A 16,997-nucleotide genomic window follows, 5' to 3' on the forward strand; every position below is an offset into this window, starting at 1 on the left:
ATATAGACATATTAAGTAAAAATAAGTAAGATTGATATAAATAATTATTAAATGGAAGAGGACTGATAATATGGGATTGAGAGATAAACAATGTCAATGGAAACATAGAAATGATTTGCAGTGTTATGAATTGTTAAATGTTGTATATTGTAACGATGTTAAAGTGCCAGAATTACAATGTATGAATATATACGTACCAGAAGCTTATTTTAAAAGTGATATGTCAAAGAATATAAAATCTAAAGTTGGAAAATTCACTTCACTTTCTGCACCAATTGTATTTGAAAACTCTATTGGAGGATATTCAGAGGCAGCTCCAGAAACTATTGATAACCCATGGTGTAAAGGAAAGGAATTTTTAAATGCAGGTATGATTTACATTTCTGTAGGAGCAAGAGGAAAGCAAACCGTTGGAGAACATGGGGAGTTTATTGGTAAAGCTCCTATTGGATTAGTAGATTTAAAAGCCGCTATAAGATTTATTAAGCATAATAGAGAGTGTTTACCTGGTGATGTTAATAAAATTATATCAGTAGGAGTAAGTGCTGGAGGTGCTATGAGTTCTTTACTTGGTTGCACTGGAAATAGTGAAGAATATTTATCTTTATTAGAAGAATCAGGGGCTATGATGGAGGAAACTGATGATATTTATGGAGCACAATGTTATTGTCCCATTATAGATTTATCTCATGGTGATATTGCATATGAATGGATGTTTTCTAATGTAACTAACTACAAAGGTATGGGACATAATAATGGTGGAGAATTGACACCATTTCAAGAGGAATTATCTAAAGTATTGAAATTTCATTATCCAAGTTATTTCAATAGTCTATCTTTAGTAAATCCTGATACATTAGAAAACCTTATTATAGGTAATGATTATCGTAGTGGTTCAGCTTATGAATATTTATTATCAATAATAGAAAAGGCAGCGGAAAAGCATTTAAAGTTAATAGAAAAAAATAAATTAAATTTAAAGTGTACTGTAGAGGATTATTTAAAAGGCAATTATACATATAAAAGACATCATGGAAAAAATGTTATAGAAATTCAAGGGATAGATAAGACAAAGTGGTTAACTTATGATGGTACTAAGGTAAAAATTACATCATTAGATGATATGATAAAATACTATCTTCCACGATTAAAGTCTTGTCCAGCTTTCGATTCATTAGAGAATAATCAACCGGAAAATCAAGTTTTTGGTGATGAGACTACAGATTATCTTCATTTTGATAATTATGTATTAGAAGCTATAGAAAAATTAAAACCGAAGTATCCAGAAGAGTATAATAAATACTTCAGAAGCTATGAAAAAATGAAAGGTGATAATGATCTTCAATATAGAGTTGAGGCTATAGATCCCTTTATACATATAGGAACAGAAAGACAAGGAAAGTTAGCACCATATTATAGAATCAGAGTAGGCACTAGAGATGCCCATACTTCCTTTACAATGGCTATGATATTAGCGTTAAAACTAGAAGAAACCAAGGAAACGAAAGTTGACTATGCAATGGTTTGGGATGAGGACCATGGGCCAGCAGATTATGCTGGTGAGCTTTGTCAGTGGATTAATAGTATATGTTAGGTTAAGGTGATTATAATATCAATGTTGAATAACTAAAAGTCACCAAATAAAGTTGGCGACTTTTAGTTATTGATGTAATTTTCAATAATTCTTTATGATTTATAAAAATTGGTATAGAATATTCATAGTTCATTAAGATTAAAAGGTGTTGATTGATAAACATAATAGTTTAACCAATTGGAGAACAGTAAGGATGCATTTGCTTTCCAACGAATTAATGGTGATTGTGTATCATCATCATTAGGGAAATAATTTTTTGGAACTGTAATTTTTAGTCCTTTTTCTTTGTCTCTAAAGTATTCTTTAGCAAGGGTATCAGCATCATATTCAGCATGTCCAGTTGAGAAAATTTGACGACCATCTTTTGAAATAATTAGTTGAGGACCTGCTTCTTTAGATTCTGTTATAATAGATAATTCTGGATGTTTTAATATATCTTCTTTTTTCACTTCAGTATGTCTTGAATGAGGACAATAGAATACTTCATCAAATCCACGTAAAAGTGTAGTTTCAGGCTTAATTACTTTATGTTCAAAAACACCAAACATTTTATTTTCTAATGGATACTTTTCTATTCCGTAATGATAATATAGTCCAGCTTGTGCACCCCAGCATATATGAAATGTAGAGTAAACATTTTTTTTACTCCATTCCATAATTTCGCAAAGTTCTTCCCAATAATTCACTTCTTGAAATGGCATTTGTTCAACTGGAGCCCCTGTAATTATAAGACCGTCAAACTTTTGATTCTTCACTTCATCAAAGGTATTATAAAACTTTGCAAGATGAGCTGCAGAAGTATTTTTTGAAATATGAGTTTTAGGGTGTAGGAGAACAAACTCTACTTGAAGTGGAGTATTAGCTAAAAGTCTAAGTATTTGCGTTTCTGTAACTATTTTTGTTGGCATTAAGTTAAGAATTGCAATTTTTAAAGGACGTATATCTTGAGTTGAAGCTCTGTCTTCAGTCATTATAAAGATATTTTCTTCTTCTAATATTTTTTCTGCTGGCAATCCCGCTGGTAATTTTATTGGCATATGTGAAGCCCCCCTAATATACAATAAAATTTTAATATAGTAATTATTATATCATTAAATACATTTAGAATGATAGGAAGTTAATCTATGAATAAAATTAGAAGTTAATTTTTTTTATAGTATTTATTTAAATATCTATCTATTGAGAAAAATAATAATATATGATAGTCTAAATTAAGCAAATAGAAGATATAGGGTGATAATATGAAAAGAGAAGTTCCAGTTAAGAAGAATGAAGAATATATAATTGATATAAAAGGTTTTGGTCACGATGGTGAAGGAGTAGGTAAAGTAGATGAGTTTACTCTTTTCACACCAATGGTACTTAAAGGTGAAAAAGTTAAGGTAAAAGTAGTTAAAGTTAATAAAAACTTTGGCTTTGGAAAGCTACAAGAAATAATAGAGCCAAGTGAAAATAGGGAAGAACCTATTTGTAGTAGTTATTTTAAATGTGGTGGATGTCAATTGCAACATTTAAATTATCAAGGACAATTAACACTAAAAAAAGATAGAGTAAAAGATGTATTAGAAAGAATCGGTGGTTTTACAGTAGGAAAAGATATCATATTAAATGATGTTATTGGAATGGATGAACCATATAGATATAGAAATAAAGTACAGCTACCTGTGGGAGCTGATGAAGAAGGAATAAAGGTAGGATTCTATGCTAAAAAGAGCCATAGAATTATTGATATGGATAAATGTTATATTCAAAATGAAGAGGGAGAAATAATAACAGCTATCTTAAAGAAGTGGATGAAAGCAGAAAATATAGCTCCTTATAATGAAAGTACTGGTGAAGGTATAATAAGACATATCATGGTTAGAAAAGGCTATAAGACTGGAGAAGTTATGGTAGTAGTAGTAACGAATAAGAAAAAAGTTTATGGCCTTGAAAAATTAGCAGAGATGTTAAAAAAGGAAATTAAAGGGTTAGTTTCTGTAATTCAAAATATTAATACTAAGAAGACAAATGTTATATTAGGTTTAGAAAATAAAGTGATATGGGGAAAAGAAGATATAGAAGACTATATAGGAAAATTTAAGTTTAAAATATCTCCATTATCATTTTTTCAGGTTAACCCTATTCAAACAGAAGTGTTATATAATAAGGCATTAGAATATGCTAATCTTACAAGAAATGAAGTAGTATTTGATGCCTACTGTGGAACAGGAACAATATCACTATTTTTAAGTCAAAAAGCAAAAAAAGTTTATGGTGTAGAAATAATAGATGAAGCTATAATAAAAGCAAGAGAAAATGCTGAGGAAAATAATGTGGATAATGTGGAATTTTTTACAGGTAAATGTGAAGAAATAATCCCTGAAATCATAAATAAAGGTGTAAAAGCTGATGTAGTAGTAGTAGATCCACCAAGAAAAGGTTGCGAAGAATCTTTATTACATGCTATAACAGAAATCAATCCTAAGAGAATAGTATATGTAAGCTGTGATCCGGCAACTCTTGCTAGAGATCTTAAGATTTTAAGAGAGTTAGGATATGTAGCAGAGGAAGTAACACCGGTAGATATGTTTCCTCATACGTCACACGTTGAGTGCGTGACATTGATGTCGAGGATGGAGAAATAAAGATACTTTAAGCACTGATAGATAAAGGGTTTCCAGACATTGAATTTTTCTCATGACGTCTTTGTCGAGGATGTTAATGTCGGGAAACCCTTATTTTTATACTTTGAGGAAACATGTCAACTACACTTAATACGATAGGGTTGAGTTGACAGAATAGATTTTTTATAGAGGTTGAGGAGACAGGATAGATATAAACTAGTCAGCGAAAAAGGTTAGACACAGGATTTTGGAATTATATTTTTATTCTATTGAGAAACAAATATCGTTATGATATAATGAAAGATGTTAATTTATAACGATAAACGTTATTTAATACCCTAGAGGTGATATTATTGATTAGAATAAAATTGTCAGAACTATTAGGCAAAAACAAAATGACAAGAAAAGCACTAGCTGAATTAGTAGGTGTGCGCCCAAATACAATTGGTGATTTGTACCATGAAAGAGTAAAAAGGATTGATTTGGATTTGCTTAATAATATCTGTAGGGTTCTTGGTTGCGACCTAACTGATTTATTAGAATATCAACCAGACAACAAAGAAGAAAAATAGCATAACTAGAAAAGGTGATAAGATGAGATATTTAGGCAGCAAAGCGAAATTGCTGAATACGATAGAAAAAGTTATTGACAAGTATAATATCGAAGGATATACGTTTGGAGATTTATTTGCTGGTACTAGCTGCGTTGGAGATTATTTTAAAGATAGGTATAAGATCCAATCTAATGACTTTCTATATTTTTCTTACGTAATAAGCAAAGCGAAATTAAATAATAGCAGAATTCCGTCTTTTTCAAAATTTACCAAAGAATACAAAAGTAATGTTTTCGATTGGCTTAATTCCCTTGAATTTACACCAGATAGCAATTATTTTATTTATAATAACTACACCCCGATTGGCGGAAGAATGTTTTTTACAGAAGAAAATGGGAAGAAAATCGATGGTATTAGAATAAAGATTGAGGAACTTTATAGAGAACAAACTATTTCTGAAAATGAGTATTATTTTCTATTAGCTTCTTTAATTGAAAGTACCACTAAGTTTTCAAATACTTCAGGTACTTATGAAGCATTTTTTAAATTTTGGGATCCGAGGGCGACAAAAGATTTTGTCTTGGAACCACTTGAGATGAATGAACAAGAACTTTTTGCTGAAAACGATGTTTATAATGAAGAAACGAATAGTTTAGTGAGGCGAATTGAAGGAGATATCGCATATATTGACCCTCCATATACTGTAACCCAATATGTATCAGCTTATCATATGTTGGATACTATTGCTAAATATGATTCACCCGATATAAAAGGTGTAGGTGGAAAAAGAGGTAGGGGTAATAAAAACTCGTTATATGCTCAGAGAACAAAGGCATTAAGTGCCTTTGAAGATTTGTTTAGACAGATTAACTACAAGCATGTATTGGTGAGCTATAGTAACCAAGGACTGGTTAGTTTAGATGAATTAGTTGATTTGGCTAAGTTATTTGCTAAAGATGGAGAAGTATACATAGAAAGTACTGACTATAGGGAGTATCAGAATCATCGGTCAAGTAAAAAGAGGAACGGTGAATCCCTCAACGAAGTGATAATATATTTTCAAAAAGACTTATCTCTAAATAAATCACCACTCAATTATTCTGGCAGTAAGGACACTTTGCTTCCAGCAATAATAAAAGAACTCCCTCCATCTGTGAATACTTTTGTAGATGTTATGGGAGGTGCATTTAACGTTGGTGCTAATATCGTTGCTACAGATTGCGTTGTTTACAATGAACTCAATCCTTATGTCTATGAAATTATTGAATGGCTTTTAACAACAGATAAAACTGAAATTATTAAAGCTATAGAAGAAGGTATAGCTAAGTACAAGTTGGAGAAAGGTGAGAAGGAACCATTTGATAAACTTAGGTCAGATTATAATGAAAGGGATAATTCACCATTAAATTTGTATTTGCTCCACATGTATTCATTCCAAAATATGATCAGATTTAATGGTAAGCATAAGTTTAACACTCCGATTGGGGTAGCAGGTTACAGCGAAGATATAAAACAGCGAATACTAAACTTTAAAGTTAAAACCAAAAATCTAAAAATGATGAATGTTGATTATACAACAATAAACTGGAGTGAATTTCCTCCAGATACGGTTTTTTATTTTGATCCACCTTACTTTATTACAAGTGCTGCCTATAACGATGGCAAGAGGGGCATGAAGGGTTGGTCTGCCGATGAAGAGTTAGAACTTTTAAATACATTAAGCCATATTGATTCATTGGGATATAAATTCATTCTATCGAATGTAATGCACCATAAAGATAGAACAAACCATCTTCTTCAAAAATGGGCAGAAGAGCACAAATTCCGTGTGATTGAAATAGGTACAAGTGGTTGGCGGTATTCAAAAAATGAAGTCTTAATAGTAAATTATTAAGGGGGCGGGCTTGTTGAATCATATTCTTGTTTTACCAGAAGAGTTTGAAACTAAATTAAACGAAGCGCATGCAGATAGTGATATTCATGAAAAGTGGCTTCAAATCGGTGTCGATACAGTTCAAGATATGATAAATAGAGTTATATCTGAAATGAACGAAAGGTTTCCCAAATTGAGCATTATCAATTATAGGGTCGATAATAAAGACAACATAAAAGAAACTATTGGGAATAGAGGAAGTAGTTCTATATATGCTGGATATCTTGAAACTGAAAATGGAAATGTGGACGGGCTGTTTTTTTATATTCCTCCTTCACTTAACTCGGGGAATGACTTTTTAACCAGACAAGTTATGCCAACACTGTTAGGAATTTATGAAGGAATATCTCAGGATATGATAGATTTACATTTTAATAATAGACCAGTATACATTTTAAATATAAACGAGACAAACAGATCAGAACAGAGAGCCGTAAAAGTAAGCTTTATATGTGCAGAATTACTTGGATTTAAGTATCTGGATATATTCGGACGAGAATTTCATGATATATTAACGAGCCTTAGCACGGAAGATGATGAATTCCAGATATCTTCTTTAGCTGATTTTAATCGATTATTTGCAGTTAATGGTGACAATGAACTGTTTATAGTCAATGATGAGGAAAAGGTATTGCAGTTGCTTTCAGATAAAGTTACTGCGTCAAAAAATCCATCTGCTGAAATGTATAGATATTGTTTGAAAGTATTACCAGCAATCTATATGGCAATTGACGAAGGATATCGAATTAATATAGACGATTTTGATAGTGTAGGGTTGAGCATGTTTGATGTCATTAGAACCTATATTTCTAAGATTTAATACAAAATTAGGAGGGAAAATAAATGCAGATAATTTATTATGGTGCTCCAGGTACAGGAAAAAGTTATATGGTAGATGAACTGGTAAAAGCATCTGGTGTTGGTGATGATAGAATTTTTAGAACTACATTTCATCCGGAGTATACATATAACGATTTCGTCGGACAATTGCTGCCAAAAGTCCAGAGAACAACAAGCGGCTCAACTAGTATCAGCTATGAATTTACAAAGGGAGTATTTACAAGAGCATTAGAAAAAGCATACGAAGATACCGCTAAACAAGTATTTTTAATAATTGAGGAAATGTCAAGAGGAGATTGTGCGGGTATTTTCGGAGATATTTTTCAATTGTTAGATAGAGAATCTCAAGGCATTAATAAAGGTTATAGCAAATACTTTATCAATAACGATATAATTGCAAAAGACATTATTGCAATTACTGATGATAAAATTAAATTGCCACCTAACTTCAACATTTTAGGAACTGTTAATACAAGTGACCAGAATGTGTTTGTAATGGATACAGCTTTTAAGAGAAGGTTTGAATGGCAATATATTAGCACAAAACCGGTACCAGTAGGAGGTCCTTATAAAAATAATATTGATATTGAAGTTGTTTTAGATAATGCGGGTACTAAAAAAACTGTTAAGTGGGTTGATTTATACGGTACTTTAAATAAATTCATTGCTGACTCACGATTTTTAGGACTTGGCGAAGATAAGCAGTTGGGGCAGTTCTTTATTGAATTTCAAGTTGGTGGCACACCAAGTGAGCATAAAAATCAAGTAAAAAATAAATTACTACATTATTTATGGAGTGACATTCATAAATCGAGTTATAGCACTGAAATTAGTTTGTTTGATTCGTCAATTACAAGTTTTTCCGAACTGTATGATGCTTACGAGGATGATAAAAAGGTTTTTAGTGATAAATTTTTAGAATGCATAGAGCTGTGGCTAAGAGGTAGTTTATGATTTCTTGGTGAAAAGAGGTGGTACTAATCTAATGAAATTTCATTATGGTCAAGATTATTTTAACGTTGATGATATAGATTTATTATCTTTTAGTCTGGGAAAAGGTGATACAAAATATTTAAAATCTGATAATAGAGAAGTGTTTGATTTTGTTGGATTTGTTTTAAATGAAGATAATTTATTATCTGTTTTTCCGAAGCATTTTTATACTGATTTAGAGTTGAAAGATTTGAATAGAAGAAAAAAGGCGAATCTAGAAGATATTAAGTTGTTATTTGATGTGTTTGTAAAATATACAAAGGAAGTATCTACTACTGCCAAAGCTACTAAATACATCGGATCAAAACCAGAATTTGTATCTGATTACCCCTTTGCTTCCTTTTACGAGGTCTACAAACATTTTCGCCAATATGGTATTTATCGTGAAAGTAATATTGAAGTCAAGCCTAATGCAAGTGGACCAGTTGCTTGGAGAAAAACGATTCAAAAGGCACAGACTATAGTTAGCGATGGCAACCTGATTTTTTCACCCCTCTATAGAAAGAAAAAGAAGCAACAGAATGTATTCCTGAGTGAATGCATGGTGTTTGTTATCGATTACACGATTAATAGCTTTCCATATTTCATTAGTTTACCAAAGACTGGTTACAAAATAAGTTCTTTTGACTTTATCAAACATCGAGAATATACATTGCAACAATTGCGCCAAATTAATAGTAAAACTTTTAAAGACACTCATAAAAAACTGATAGCAAACTTAATTAGTTTTTTTGAACAATATAAAAAGTCGCCAAAAGGCGGTGATATACATATAAAAATTAATTATTTCGATAAGATATGGGAAAGGATGGTTTCTGCGTATCTTAATAAATATTTTAAATGTGTTGACGAAGTTTCTAATTCTATTATTTTTGATAAAAGCTTAGTAGCATCGCCCTTAAGTTTTGAAGCTAAAGAGTTTGCTATAGATGATTCTTCACACCAGTTTAAAATACGGCTAGATCATTATGCAAAACAAGATGATTCTATTTATATTTTCGATTCAAAATATTATTACAATGTCTCAGATTTAAACTATAAGCAATTTTCATATAATGAGATACTCAGAGGTGGGGTTTCAAAGAATACTAAAATATATAGTGCCTTGATGTTACCCAATAATGCAACCTGTTCGAATTTACACTTTTCATTATCCCCTGCTTATTTGGGCGACAGAAAAACAGGAACAAAAATTATTGAGCAGTATCTCAATATAAAGGAAGTAATGCAAAACTATATATCTAATTAATCGTTGATTAGGGGGGGAGTGCTTTGGCAGGTAATCGTTCATTTAAAGACTATGTGGCAGATAGGTTCTATAATGAAATATTTGCTGCTATACAAAGTTACACCACGGATAACTACGATGATTTAGACTTAAGGCTATACAGGGTTCGGAATATTGGTGGCATAGAATTATCAGATATAGAAGTAAAGTTTGTATCTGTTAATGACTTACCAGGTATGAAAATAGAATTTGATGTTGTTGTAGAAACTGAATTAGAAGTCCGTGAGTCAGACTATCATTATGATGAATCGGAAAATTGTAGGCAGTGGTTTATGCTGACATGTTCAGGAGATTTGGCTTGCAATTTAGATGACTTTACAATCTCTAGTGTAACTGAGTATACCAGTAAAAATAAGCAGCCCAAACCTATGTCGGACTCTCTTGTCCCTATCATTCATAAGGAGCAACTTGAATCTGTCGCTACAGACTTTCTTCGCAGACATTACCCAGAAGCACTAAAAACCCCAATGGCAATTGAACCACAAGTACTAGCAGAAAAAATGGGTCTTACAGTGGAAATGAGAGAAATTACAAAGGATTTCTCTGTTTTTGGACAGCTATACTTTCATGATTGTGATGCAGTATTCTATGATGAAGACAGTGATGAAATGGTACAGACCCATGTAGATGCCAGAACTATCATAGTCGATCCAAAAGCGTTCTTCCTACGTAATCTAGGATCGGTAAACAATACCATTGTCCATGAGTGTGTTCATTGGGATCAGCATAGAAAAGCATTTGAATTGGAGCGGCTTTATAACAGCAGCGTCACACGAATCAAGTGTCAGGTAGTTGGTGGCATAAAAGACAATAGCAGAGATGCAACTGATTGGATGGAATGGCAGGCAAATGCTCTCACTCCAAAGATACAAATGCCACTTGCAATGTTTAAAACCCAAGCGTTTAAGTATATTAAGCAATTTCGTACGGAATTAGGAACGTCTGAACTTATAGATGTAATGGAGCCAGTTATTGACGCTTTGGCTACGTTTTTCTGTGTTTCTCGAACCGCAGCTAAAATCCGTATGATTGATGCCGGGTATGAGGAGGCAATTGGAACCTTTACTTATATAGATGGTCGTTATGTCAAACCTCATAGGTTTAAGAAGGGTGCGCTTGAAAGAAATCAAACGTTCTCTATAAGTGCGGAGGATGCTGCCATCCAAAGCATAACTAATCCTGAAATGGCAGCTTTAGTTGGAGATGGAAGTTATGTTTATGTAGATTCTCACTTTGTTTTAAATCATCCCAAATATTTAACACAGGATATATTTGGACAGACTGTACTTACTGATTATGCACGAACCCATATGGAAGAGTGCTGTTTGGCTTTTAACTTATCAGTCAAGTCTGGATGTAAGGAAAGATATTATACTGAATGTTTTCTCAACCGAGATAAGACATCAAATATTGATTTCGACATAAAATACTGTAACGGTTTTGAACACGCAACTCCAGAGAAGAAAGCAAAGATACTAGCTGATACACTGGCTGAAGAAACGCGGATCTATAATGAACTGCCAAATAGTTATACAAGCTCTCTTAAAATAGTGCGTGAATGGAAAAATGTAACTTATAAAGAATTAGCTGAACGAATACTGATTAATGAACGTACTATAAGACGAATCGTTAATGGTGAAGAGCCAGGTTCTATCAATTCCATAATCTTAATTTGCCTTGGACTTCATCTACCACCTAATATTAGTAGTCATATAATTCGCAATTCCCCCTTTTCGTTAAACTTCAATAACGATAGTCATATTTGGTATAATTTTGCCCTGACTCACCTATATCCAAAATCGATGGATGAGATTAGAGCGTTTTTACAGGAACATGGTGCAGATCCATTATAAAATTTCAAAATATTTTTAAAAAAGCGGACACGGGATGTCCGTTTTTTTAGCTGTTAGGCACATGAGCCATACATGAATCCTTTTAGGGGTTTGTGTATGGCTTTTTTTATTGCTGTTTTTAGGTATTTATGTGGAGAAAAGCATCATTTTGAGCCTGAAATTACCGGGCATGAGGTGTCCGCCAAGGCTGTCCATTTCTACCTTACAATAATATTAGACGAAGGAAAGGTCCTTCGTAAGTAGCTAGATTAAGACCGTCCCTCGTCTACAAAAAAATATCGAATGCCTGATTTGCAATAAGGGCAGAGGATACATATTGTTTCGCTCCAATCCGTAAGGATTGTTGCGGTGCAATAGAAGTACCTTACCTTATTGCGCTCATTTTCAGGATAAAAAGGTCTGTGTACTTCTGGTACAGGCCTATTTTTGTATCCTTTGCCGCCAATGCAATCCGGCGGAAAGGATGCAAAATGAAAATTAGAATTCAGCACGAAAACAAATCTATCTATCTGGAGGTACCAGACGAGGACTTTACCTTAATGATTGAGGCGGATTATGAGGACAGGCTATCTCCTGCAGAGGACAAAGAAATTGTGGTTCGGCGTTCTCCACAGGAGATAATGGACGAACGTTTCAACAAGCCGGAGTACAATAACTGGCATAAATTTGACAGACACAGAGGTATGCCAAAGAAACCATTCCGTAAGGATGACCAAGAGGTTGATGAAACCGACCATATGGACTACTTCCCTGACTACTCAGATGAAATGGCTAGAGAGAAAAAAGAAGAGTATGAGCATATCTGTGAAATTATTCGCAAGGCTCTCAAGAAAAAACAAGCGGAGCTACTGATAGCTATAGTCTTGGATGGTGTTTCGGTAACGGAGTATGCAGAACGTGAGGGAGTAAGTGTAAGTGCCATTTCACACCGCTTAGATACAGCTAAGAAGAATTTCAAAAAAATCTATCCAAAATCCTCAACTTTCCCCTCTTGCCACGGCTAATAGTTAGAGGGCAATACATAAACGCTCTCGGAAAGAGGTGAATACATGAAGCACAACTTGAAAATCAGTGTTTCAAAAAAACCACAGACTGGCGGGATTGTTTCCTGTCGAAACGTCACCATTAGGGAGCGTTTCCTTCGTTTTTTACTTGGTGATAAGCAGAAACTGACCATCCTTGTTCCGGGTGACACCGTACAGGAACTCGCCATCAGTGAGATTAAGGAAGGAGGAATAAACCATGAGCAAGATCAAGCTACTTCTTGATGTGGTTTCCGATATGCGCTCTTTGGCAGACAGCATACAAGCGGTTGCTGATGTAATGGCGGGCAATGAACCTGTCGAAATAAAAGAACCAACTTCAACTGTAAAAGAACCTGAACCAAATAAAAAGGAAATCACTCTGGAGGAAGTCAGAGCAAAACTCGCTGAAAAGAGTCAAGTCGGTCTTACTGCCCAAGTAAGAGAAATAATCCAAAAATACGGTGGCTCTAAATTAAGCGAAGTGGACCCAAAACATTATGCAGATATGTTAAAAGATGCGGAGGTACTTGGGAATGAGTGATCATGCAGTTCTTTCCGCATCAGGCGCCCATAGGTGGCTGAATTGCCTTCCGTCTGCACGATTGGAACTGGAGTTTGTAAATAACGAATCCAGTGCAGCTGCCGAAGGCACCGCCGCCCATGCTCTCTGCGAACATAAACTCAAAAAAGCACTTCATATGAGAAGTAAGCGTCCTGTCTCAGTTTATAACTCCGATGAGATGGAAGAACACAGTGATGCATATGTGGAATTTGTAATGGAGCAGTTGGAGCTGGCAAAGCAGAGCTGCACAGACCCTTTAATACTAATCGAACAGCGTCTTGATTTTTCTTGCTATGTTCCACAGGGATTTGGAACCGGTGACTGCATCATTATTGCCGATAAGAAACTTCACATTATCGATTTCAAGTATGGCATGGGAGTATTGGTAGATGCGGTGGACAATCCACAGATGAAGTTGTACGCACTGGGTGCTTTAGAAATTTACGATAGTTTGTACGACATCGAGGAAGTTTCCATGACCATTTTCCAGCCACGCAGAGAGAATGTCAGCACATGGACAATACGGGTAGAGGATCTGAAAGATTGGGCAGAAAAAGAACTAAAACCAAGGGCTAAAAAAGCTTATGACGGTGAAGGTGAATATCTTCCGGGTGAGTGGTGTACTTTCTGTCGAGCGGCAGTTAAATGCCGTGCTAGGGCCGAGGAAAAACTGAAATTGGCACAATCGGAATTCAAGCTACCCCCACTACTTACGGACTCTGAAATCGAGGAAGTTCTATCTAAACTGTCCGATCTTACGAAGTGGGCAAATGAAATCATTGCTTATGCCACCGATGCAGCTGTTAATCACGGTAAAGAGTGGCATGGTTTTAAGGTTGTTGAGGGCAGATCTGTCCGCAAATTCAAGGATGAAGATGCTGTGGCTGAAGTAGCCAAAGCAAACGGTTATAAAGATATCTTTCGTCAGAGTCTCATCACTCTTACGGAAATGGAAAGGCTGATGGGCAAATCAAAATTTGAGAAGATACTCGGTGATCTTATATACAAGCCACCGGGAAAGCCGACTCTGGTCCCGCTATCGGATAAGCGTCCGGCTATGAACGTATCTAATGCAAAAAACGAATTTAACGAAATAACGGAGGAATGTGAATATGAATAATAAAAACAGAACGAAGGTTATTACTGGTGTAAACACACGTCTCAGCTACTTTCATGGCTGGGAACCGGTATCCATCAATGGTGGGGCAGAAAAGTATAGTGTATCGGTATTGATTCCTAAATCGGATAAGGAAACCATTAATGCCATCAATGCAGCAGTTGATGCAGCTATTGAAGAGGGCATTGCAAAGTTTGGCGGTAAAAAACCAAATAAGGCTGCTATCAAGCTGCCGCTTCGAGATGGTGATGTAGAACGAGATGATGAGGCTTATAAAGGACATTATTTTGTAAATGCCAACAGCACTACTCCGCCTCAGATTGTAGATAAAGCAGTCAAGCCTATTCTGGATCGCAATGAGGTATACAGTGGTTGCTATGCAAGAGTGTCACTTAATTTCTATGCTTTCAATTCTAATGGGAACAAGGGTGTGGCCTGCGGACTTGGTAACATCCAGAAGATTAGAGACGGAGAGCCTTTAGGCAGCAGAACCACAGCGGCTGATGATTTCACCACAATTGAAGATGATGATTTCCTAGCATAACAGCTAAAGTATGAATACAAACGGGGTGGTGGAAGTTGTTCTTCTGTCACCTCGTTTGCATTGGAAAGGGTGTAATACATGAATTCTATATCTATTGATATTGAGACATTTAGTAGTGCCAATCTTCAAAAATGTGGAGTCTACCGTTATGCCGAGAGTGATGATTTTGAAATTCTATTGTTTGGTTATTCGGTTGATGGCGGTGCAGTTCAGGTGGTTGATCTTGCCTGCGGAGAGAAAATCCCAAAAGAAATAATCAATGCTCTTATGGATAATTCCGTTACCAAATGGGCCTTTAATGCTATGTTTGAGCGTGTTTGCCTATCAAAATGGCTTAACCTTACTGATTATCTTGACCCTACATCCTGGAAATGTTCAATGATATGGTCGGCTTATATGGGACTTCCACTTTCACTTGAGGGCGTCGGTGCAGTCTTAGGATTGGAAAAACAAAAATTGACGGAAGGCAAAGACCTCATTAAATATTTCTGTACACCTTGCTCCCCTACTAAATCAAACGGAGGACGAGTTCGTAATTTGCCAAAACACGACATGGATAAATGGGAGCGATTTAAAGCATATAACCTCCGTGATGTGGAAGCCGAGATGTCAATACAGCAGAGACTATCTAAATTCCCGCTTCCAGAGAATATATGGTCAGAATATCATCTTGACCAGAAAATCAATGATCGTGGTATCGCTATAGACATGGCTTTTGTAAAACAAGCCGTCAAGATGGATGAAAAGTCGCGGGAAAAGCTAATGGCTTTAATGCAGGATATAACTAATTTGGAGAATCCAAACTCTGTACAACAAATGAAAGAATGGCTTGCTGATAACGGATTGGAAACAGATAGTCTTGGTAAAAAAGCAGTTGTTGAGATGTTAAAGACAGCACCTGAACCACTAGGCACCGTTTTGGAACTTCGTCAGCAGCTTGCAAAATCATCGGTGAAAAAATATACGGCAATGGAGAATGCGGTATGCAAAGATGGTCGTGCAAGAGGAATGTTTCAGTTTTATGGAGCAAACAGAACTGGTAGGTTTTCGGGCAGGCTTATTCAACTACAAAATCTCCCTCAAAACCATATGCCTGATTTGGAACAGGCTCGTGCTTTAGTTCGTAGCGGAAACTTTGATGCTCTTACCTTACTTTATGATTCTATCCCGGAAGTACTGTCGGAACTTATCCGAACTGCTTTTATTCCACAGGAGGGCATGAAGTTTATAGTTGCAGATTTTTCAGCGATTGAAGCTCGCGTTATCGCCTGGCTTGCGGGAGAGAAATGGAGAATAGATGTATTCCAAAATGGCGGTGATATTTACTGTGCAAGTGCATCTCAGATGTTTAATGTACCTGTGGAGAAAAACGGTGTTAATGGACATCTTCGTCAGAAGGGAAAAATTGCTGAATTAGCCCTAGGTTACGGTGGATCTGTTGGAGCACTGAAATCAATGGGTGCCTTGGAGATGGGAATTGAAGAAGAGGAACTTCAACCTCTTGTAACGGCTTGGAGACAATCCAATCCCAATATTACAAAATTATGGTGGGATGTTGACCGTGCTGTAAAAACCTGCGTTAAGCAGAAAACTCCTACAGAAACACATGGTATTGAATTTATATATCAAAGTGGGATGCTCTTTATTGTCCTTCCTTCCGGCAGACAGCTTTCCTATGTAAAACCTCGTATGGGAGAGAATGTATTTGGTGGTGAGTCAATTACTTATGAAGGGGTTGGTGGGACAAAGAAATGGGAAAGAATCGAAAGCTATGGACCAAAATTTGTAGAGAATATTGTTCAGGCAATCAGTCGGGACATTTTGTGTCATGCCATGCAGACGTTAAAGAATTGTTCCATTGTAGCTCATGTACACGATGAAATTATAATCGAAGCGGATATGAGGATGTCACTTTCTACTATTTGTGAACAAATGGCTAGGACACCAACATGGGCAAATGGCCTGTTACTTAGTGCTGATGGCTATGAGTGTCAGTTTTATCAAAAAGATTAAATATATTTTTTCAAAATCCTCAACATTCATTACCTCCTGTGGCTATTAGGTAGAGGGGTTTCCTCTCTGACTATA

At 35.3% G+C, this 16,997-nt stretch carries 15 protein-coding genes; 14 read left to right on the forward strand and 1 reads right to left on the reverse strand.

Going from position 1 to position 16,997, the window contains the following annotated elements:
- Positions 1–70: 70 nt before the first annotated feature.
- Positions 71–1,594, forward strand: coding sequence for a subtype B tannase (locus tag CM240_RS02880; RefSeq protein ID WP_044036287.1), 1,524 nt, complete (start codon positions 71–73; stop codon positions 1,592–1,594).
- A gap of 122 nt (positions 1,595–1,716) precedes the next feature.
- On the opposite strand, the gene metA is transcribed toward CM240_RS02880, so the two are convergent.
- Complete coding sequence (gene metA, locus CM240_RS02885; protein WP_044036289.1) at positions 1,717–2,631, reverse strand: homoserine O-acetyltransferase MetA; 915 nt, start codon at positions 2,629–2,631, stop codon at positions 1,717–1,719.
- Positions 2,632–2,835: 204 nt separating this feature from the next.
- Here metA and rlmD point away from each other — a divergent pair, with 204 nt between their 5' ends.
- The 13 genes from rlmD to CM240_RS02950 all read left to right on the forward strand — a co-directional run bounded on the left by rlmD (position 2,836) and on the right by CM240_RS02950 (position 16,922).
- Entirely contained in the window at positions 2,836–4,221 is a 1,386-nt protein-coding gene (gene rlmD, locus CM240_RS02890) for a 23S rRNA (uracil(1939)-C(5))-methyltransferase RlmD (RefSeq protein ID WP_044036291.1), read from the forward strand.
- A gap of 332 nt (positions 4,222–4,553) precedes the next feature.
- A complete protein-coding gene (locus tag CM240_RS02895) occupies positions 4,554–4,772 on the forward strand; it encodes a helix-turn-helix domain-containing protein (protein ID WP_044036293.1) in 219 nt (72 codons plus the stop codon).
- 22 nt (positions 4,773–4,794) lie between these two features.
- Entirely contained in the window at positions 4,795–6,648 is a 1,854-nt protein-coding gene (locus CM240_RS02900) for a Dam family site-specific DNA-(adenine-N6)-methyltransferase (protein ID WP_044036296.1), read from the forward strand.
- Between the two features lie 13 nt (positions 6,649–6,661).
- Complete coding sequence (locus CM240_RS02905; protein ID WP_044036298.1) at positions 6,662–7,507, forward strand: hypothetical protein; 846 nt, start codon at positions 6,662–6,664, stop codon at positions 7,505–7,507.
- A gap of 23 nt (positions 7,508–7,530) precedes the next feature.
- Positions 7,531–8,481, forward strand: coding sequence for an McrB family protein (locus CM240_RS02910; protein ID WP_051483656.1), 951 nt, complete (start codon positions 7,531–7,533; stop codon positions 8,479–8,481).
- A 31-nt stretch (positions 8,482–8,512) separates the two neighbouring features.
- Positions 8,513–9,769 carry an LlaJI family restriction endonuclease gene (locus CM240_RS02915; RefSeq protein ID WP_044036300.1) on the forward strand — a complete coding sequence of 419 codons (1,257 nt, stop codon included), beginning with the start codon at positions 8,513–8,515 and terminating at the stop codon, positions 9,767–9,769.
- A gap of 23 nt (positions 9,770–9,792) precedes the next feature.
- Entirely contained in the window at positions 9,793–11,661 is a 1,869-nt protein-coding gene (locus tag CM240_RS02920) for a helix-turn-helix domain-containing protein (RefSeq protein ID WP_044036302.1), read from the forward strand.
- Between the two features lie 470 nt (positions 11,662–12,131).
- Positions 12,132–12,665, forward strand: a complete 534-nt coding sequence (locus CM240_RS02925; RefSeq protein ID WP_044036303.1) for an ECF-type sigma factor — start codon at positions 12,132–12,134, stop codon at positions 12,663–12,665.
- A gap of 45 nt (positions 12,666–12,710) precedes the next feature.
- The gene (locus CM240_RS02930) at positions 12,711–12,929 is read left to right on the forward strand and encodes a hypothetical protein (protein ID WP_044036305.1); all 219 of its coding nucleotides are present in this window, start codon (positions 12,711–12,713) and stop codon (positions 12,927–12,929) included.
- On the forward strand, positions 12,904–13,227 hold the full coding sequence (locus CM240_RS02935; RefSeq protein ID WP_044036307.1) for a hypothetical protein: 324 nt from the start codon (positions 12,904–12,906) through the stop codon (positions 13,225–13,227). Before CM240_RS02930 ends, CM240_RS02935 begins: the two co-directional genes overlap by 26 nt.
- Positions 13,220–14,368, forward strand: coding sequence for a DUF2800 domain-containing protein (locus tag CM240_RS02940; RefSeq protein ID WP_044036309.1), 1,149 nt, complete (start codon positions 13,220–13,222; stop codon positions 14,366–14,368). Before CM240_RS02935 ends, CM240_RS02940 begins: the two co-directional genes overlap by 8 nt.
- The gene (locus CM240_RS02945) at positions 14,361–14,909 is read left to right on the forward strand and encodes a DUF2815 family protein (protein ID WP_044036310.1); all 549 of its coding nucleotides are present in this window, start codon (positions 14,361–14,363) and stop codon (positions 14,907–14,909) included. Before CM240_RS02940 ends, CM240_RS02945 begins: the two co-directional genes overlap by 8 nt.
- Before the next feature lie 78 nt (positions 14,910–14,987).
- Entirely contained in the window at positions 14,988–16,922 is a 1,935-nt protein-coding gene (locus CM240_RS02950) for a DNA polymerase (RefSeq protein ID WP_044036312.1), read from the forward strand.
- The last annotated feature ends 75 nt before the right edge of the window (positions 16,923–16,997 follow it).

This window comes from Clostridium bornimense, from assembly GCF_000577895.1.
Taxonomy (GTDB): domain Bacteria; phylum Bacillota; class Clostridia; order Clostridiales; family Clostridiaceae; genus Clostridium_AN; species Clostridium_AN bornimense.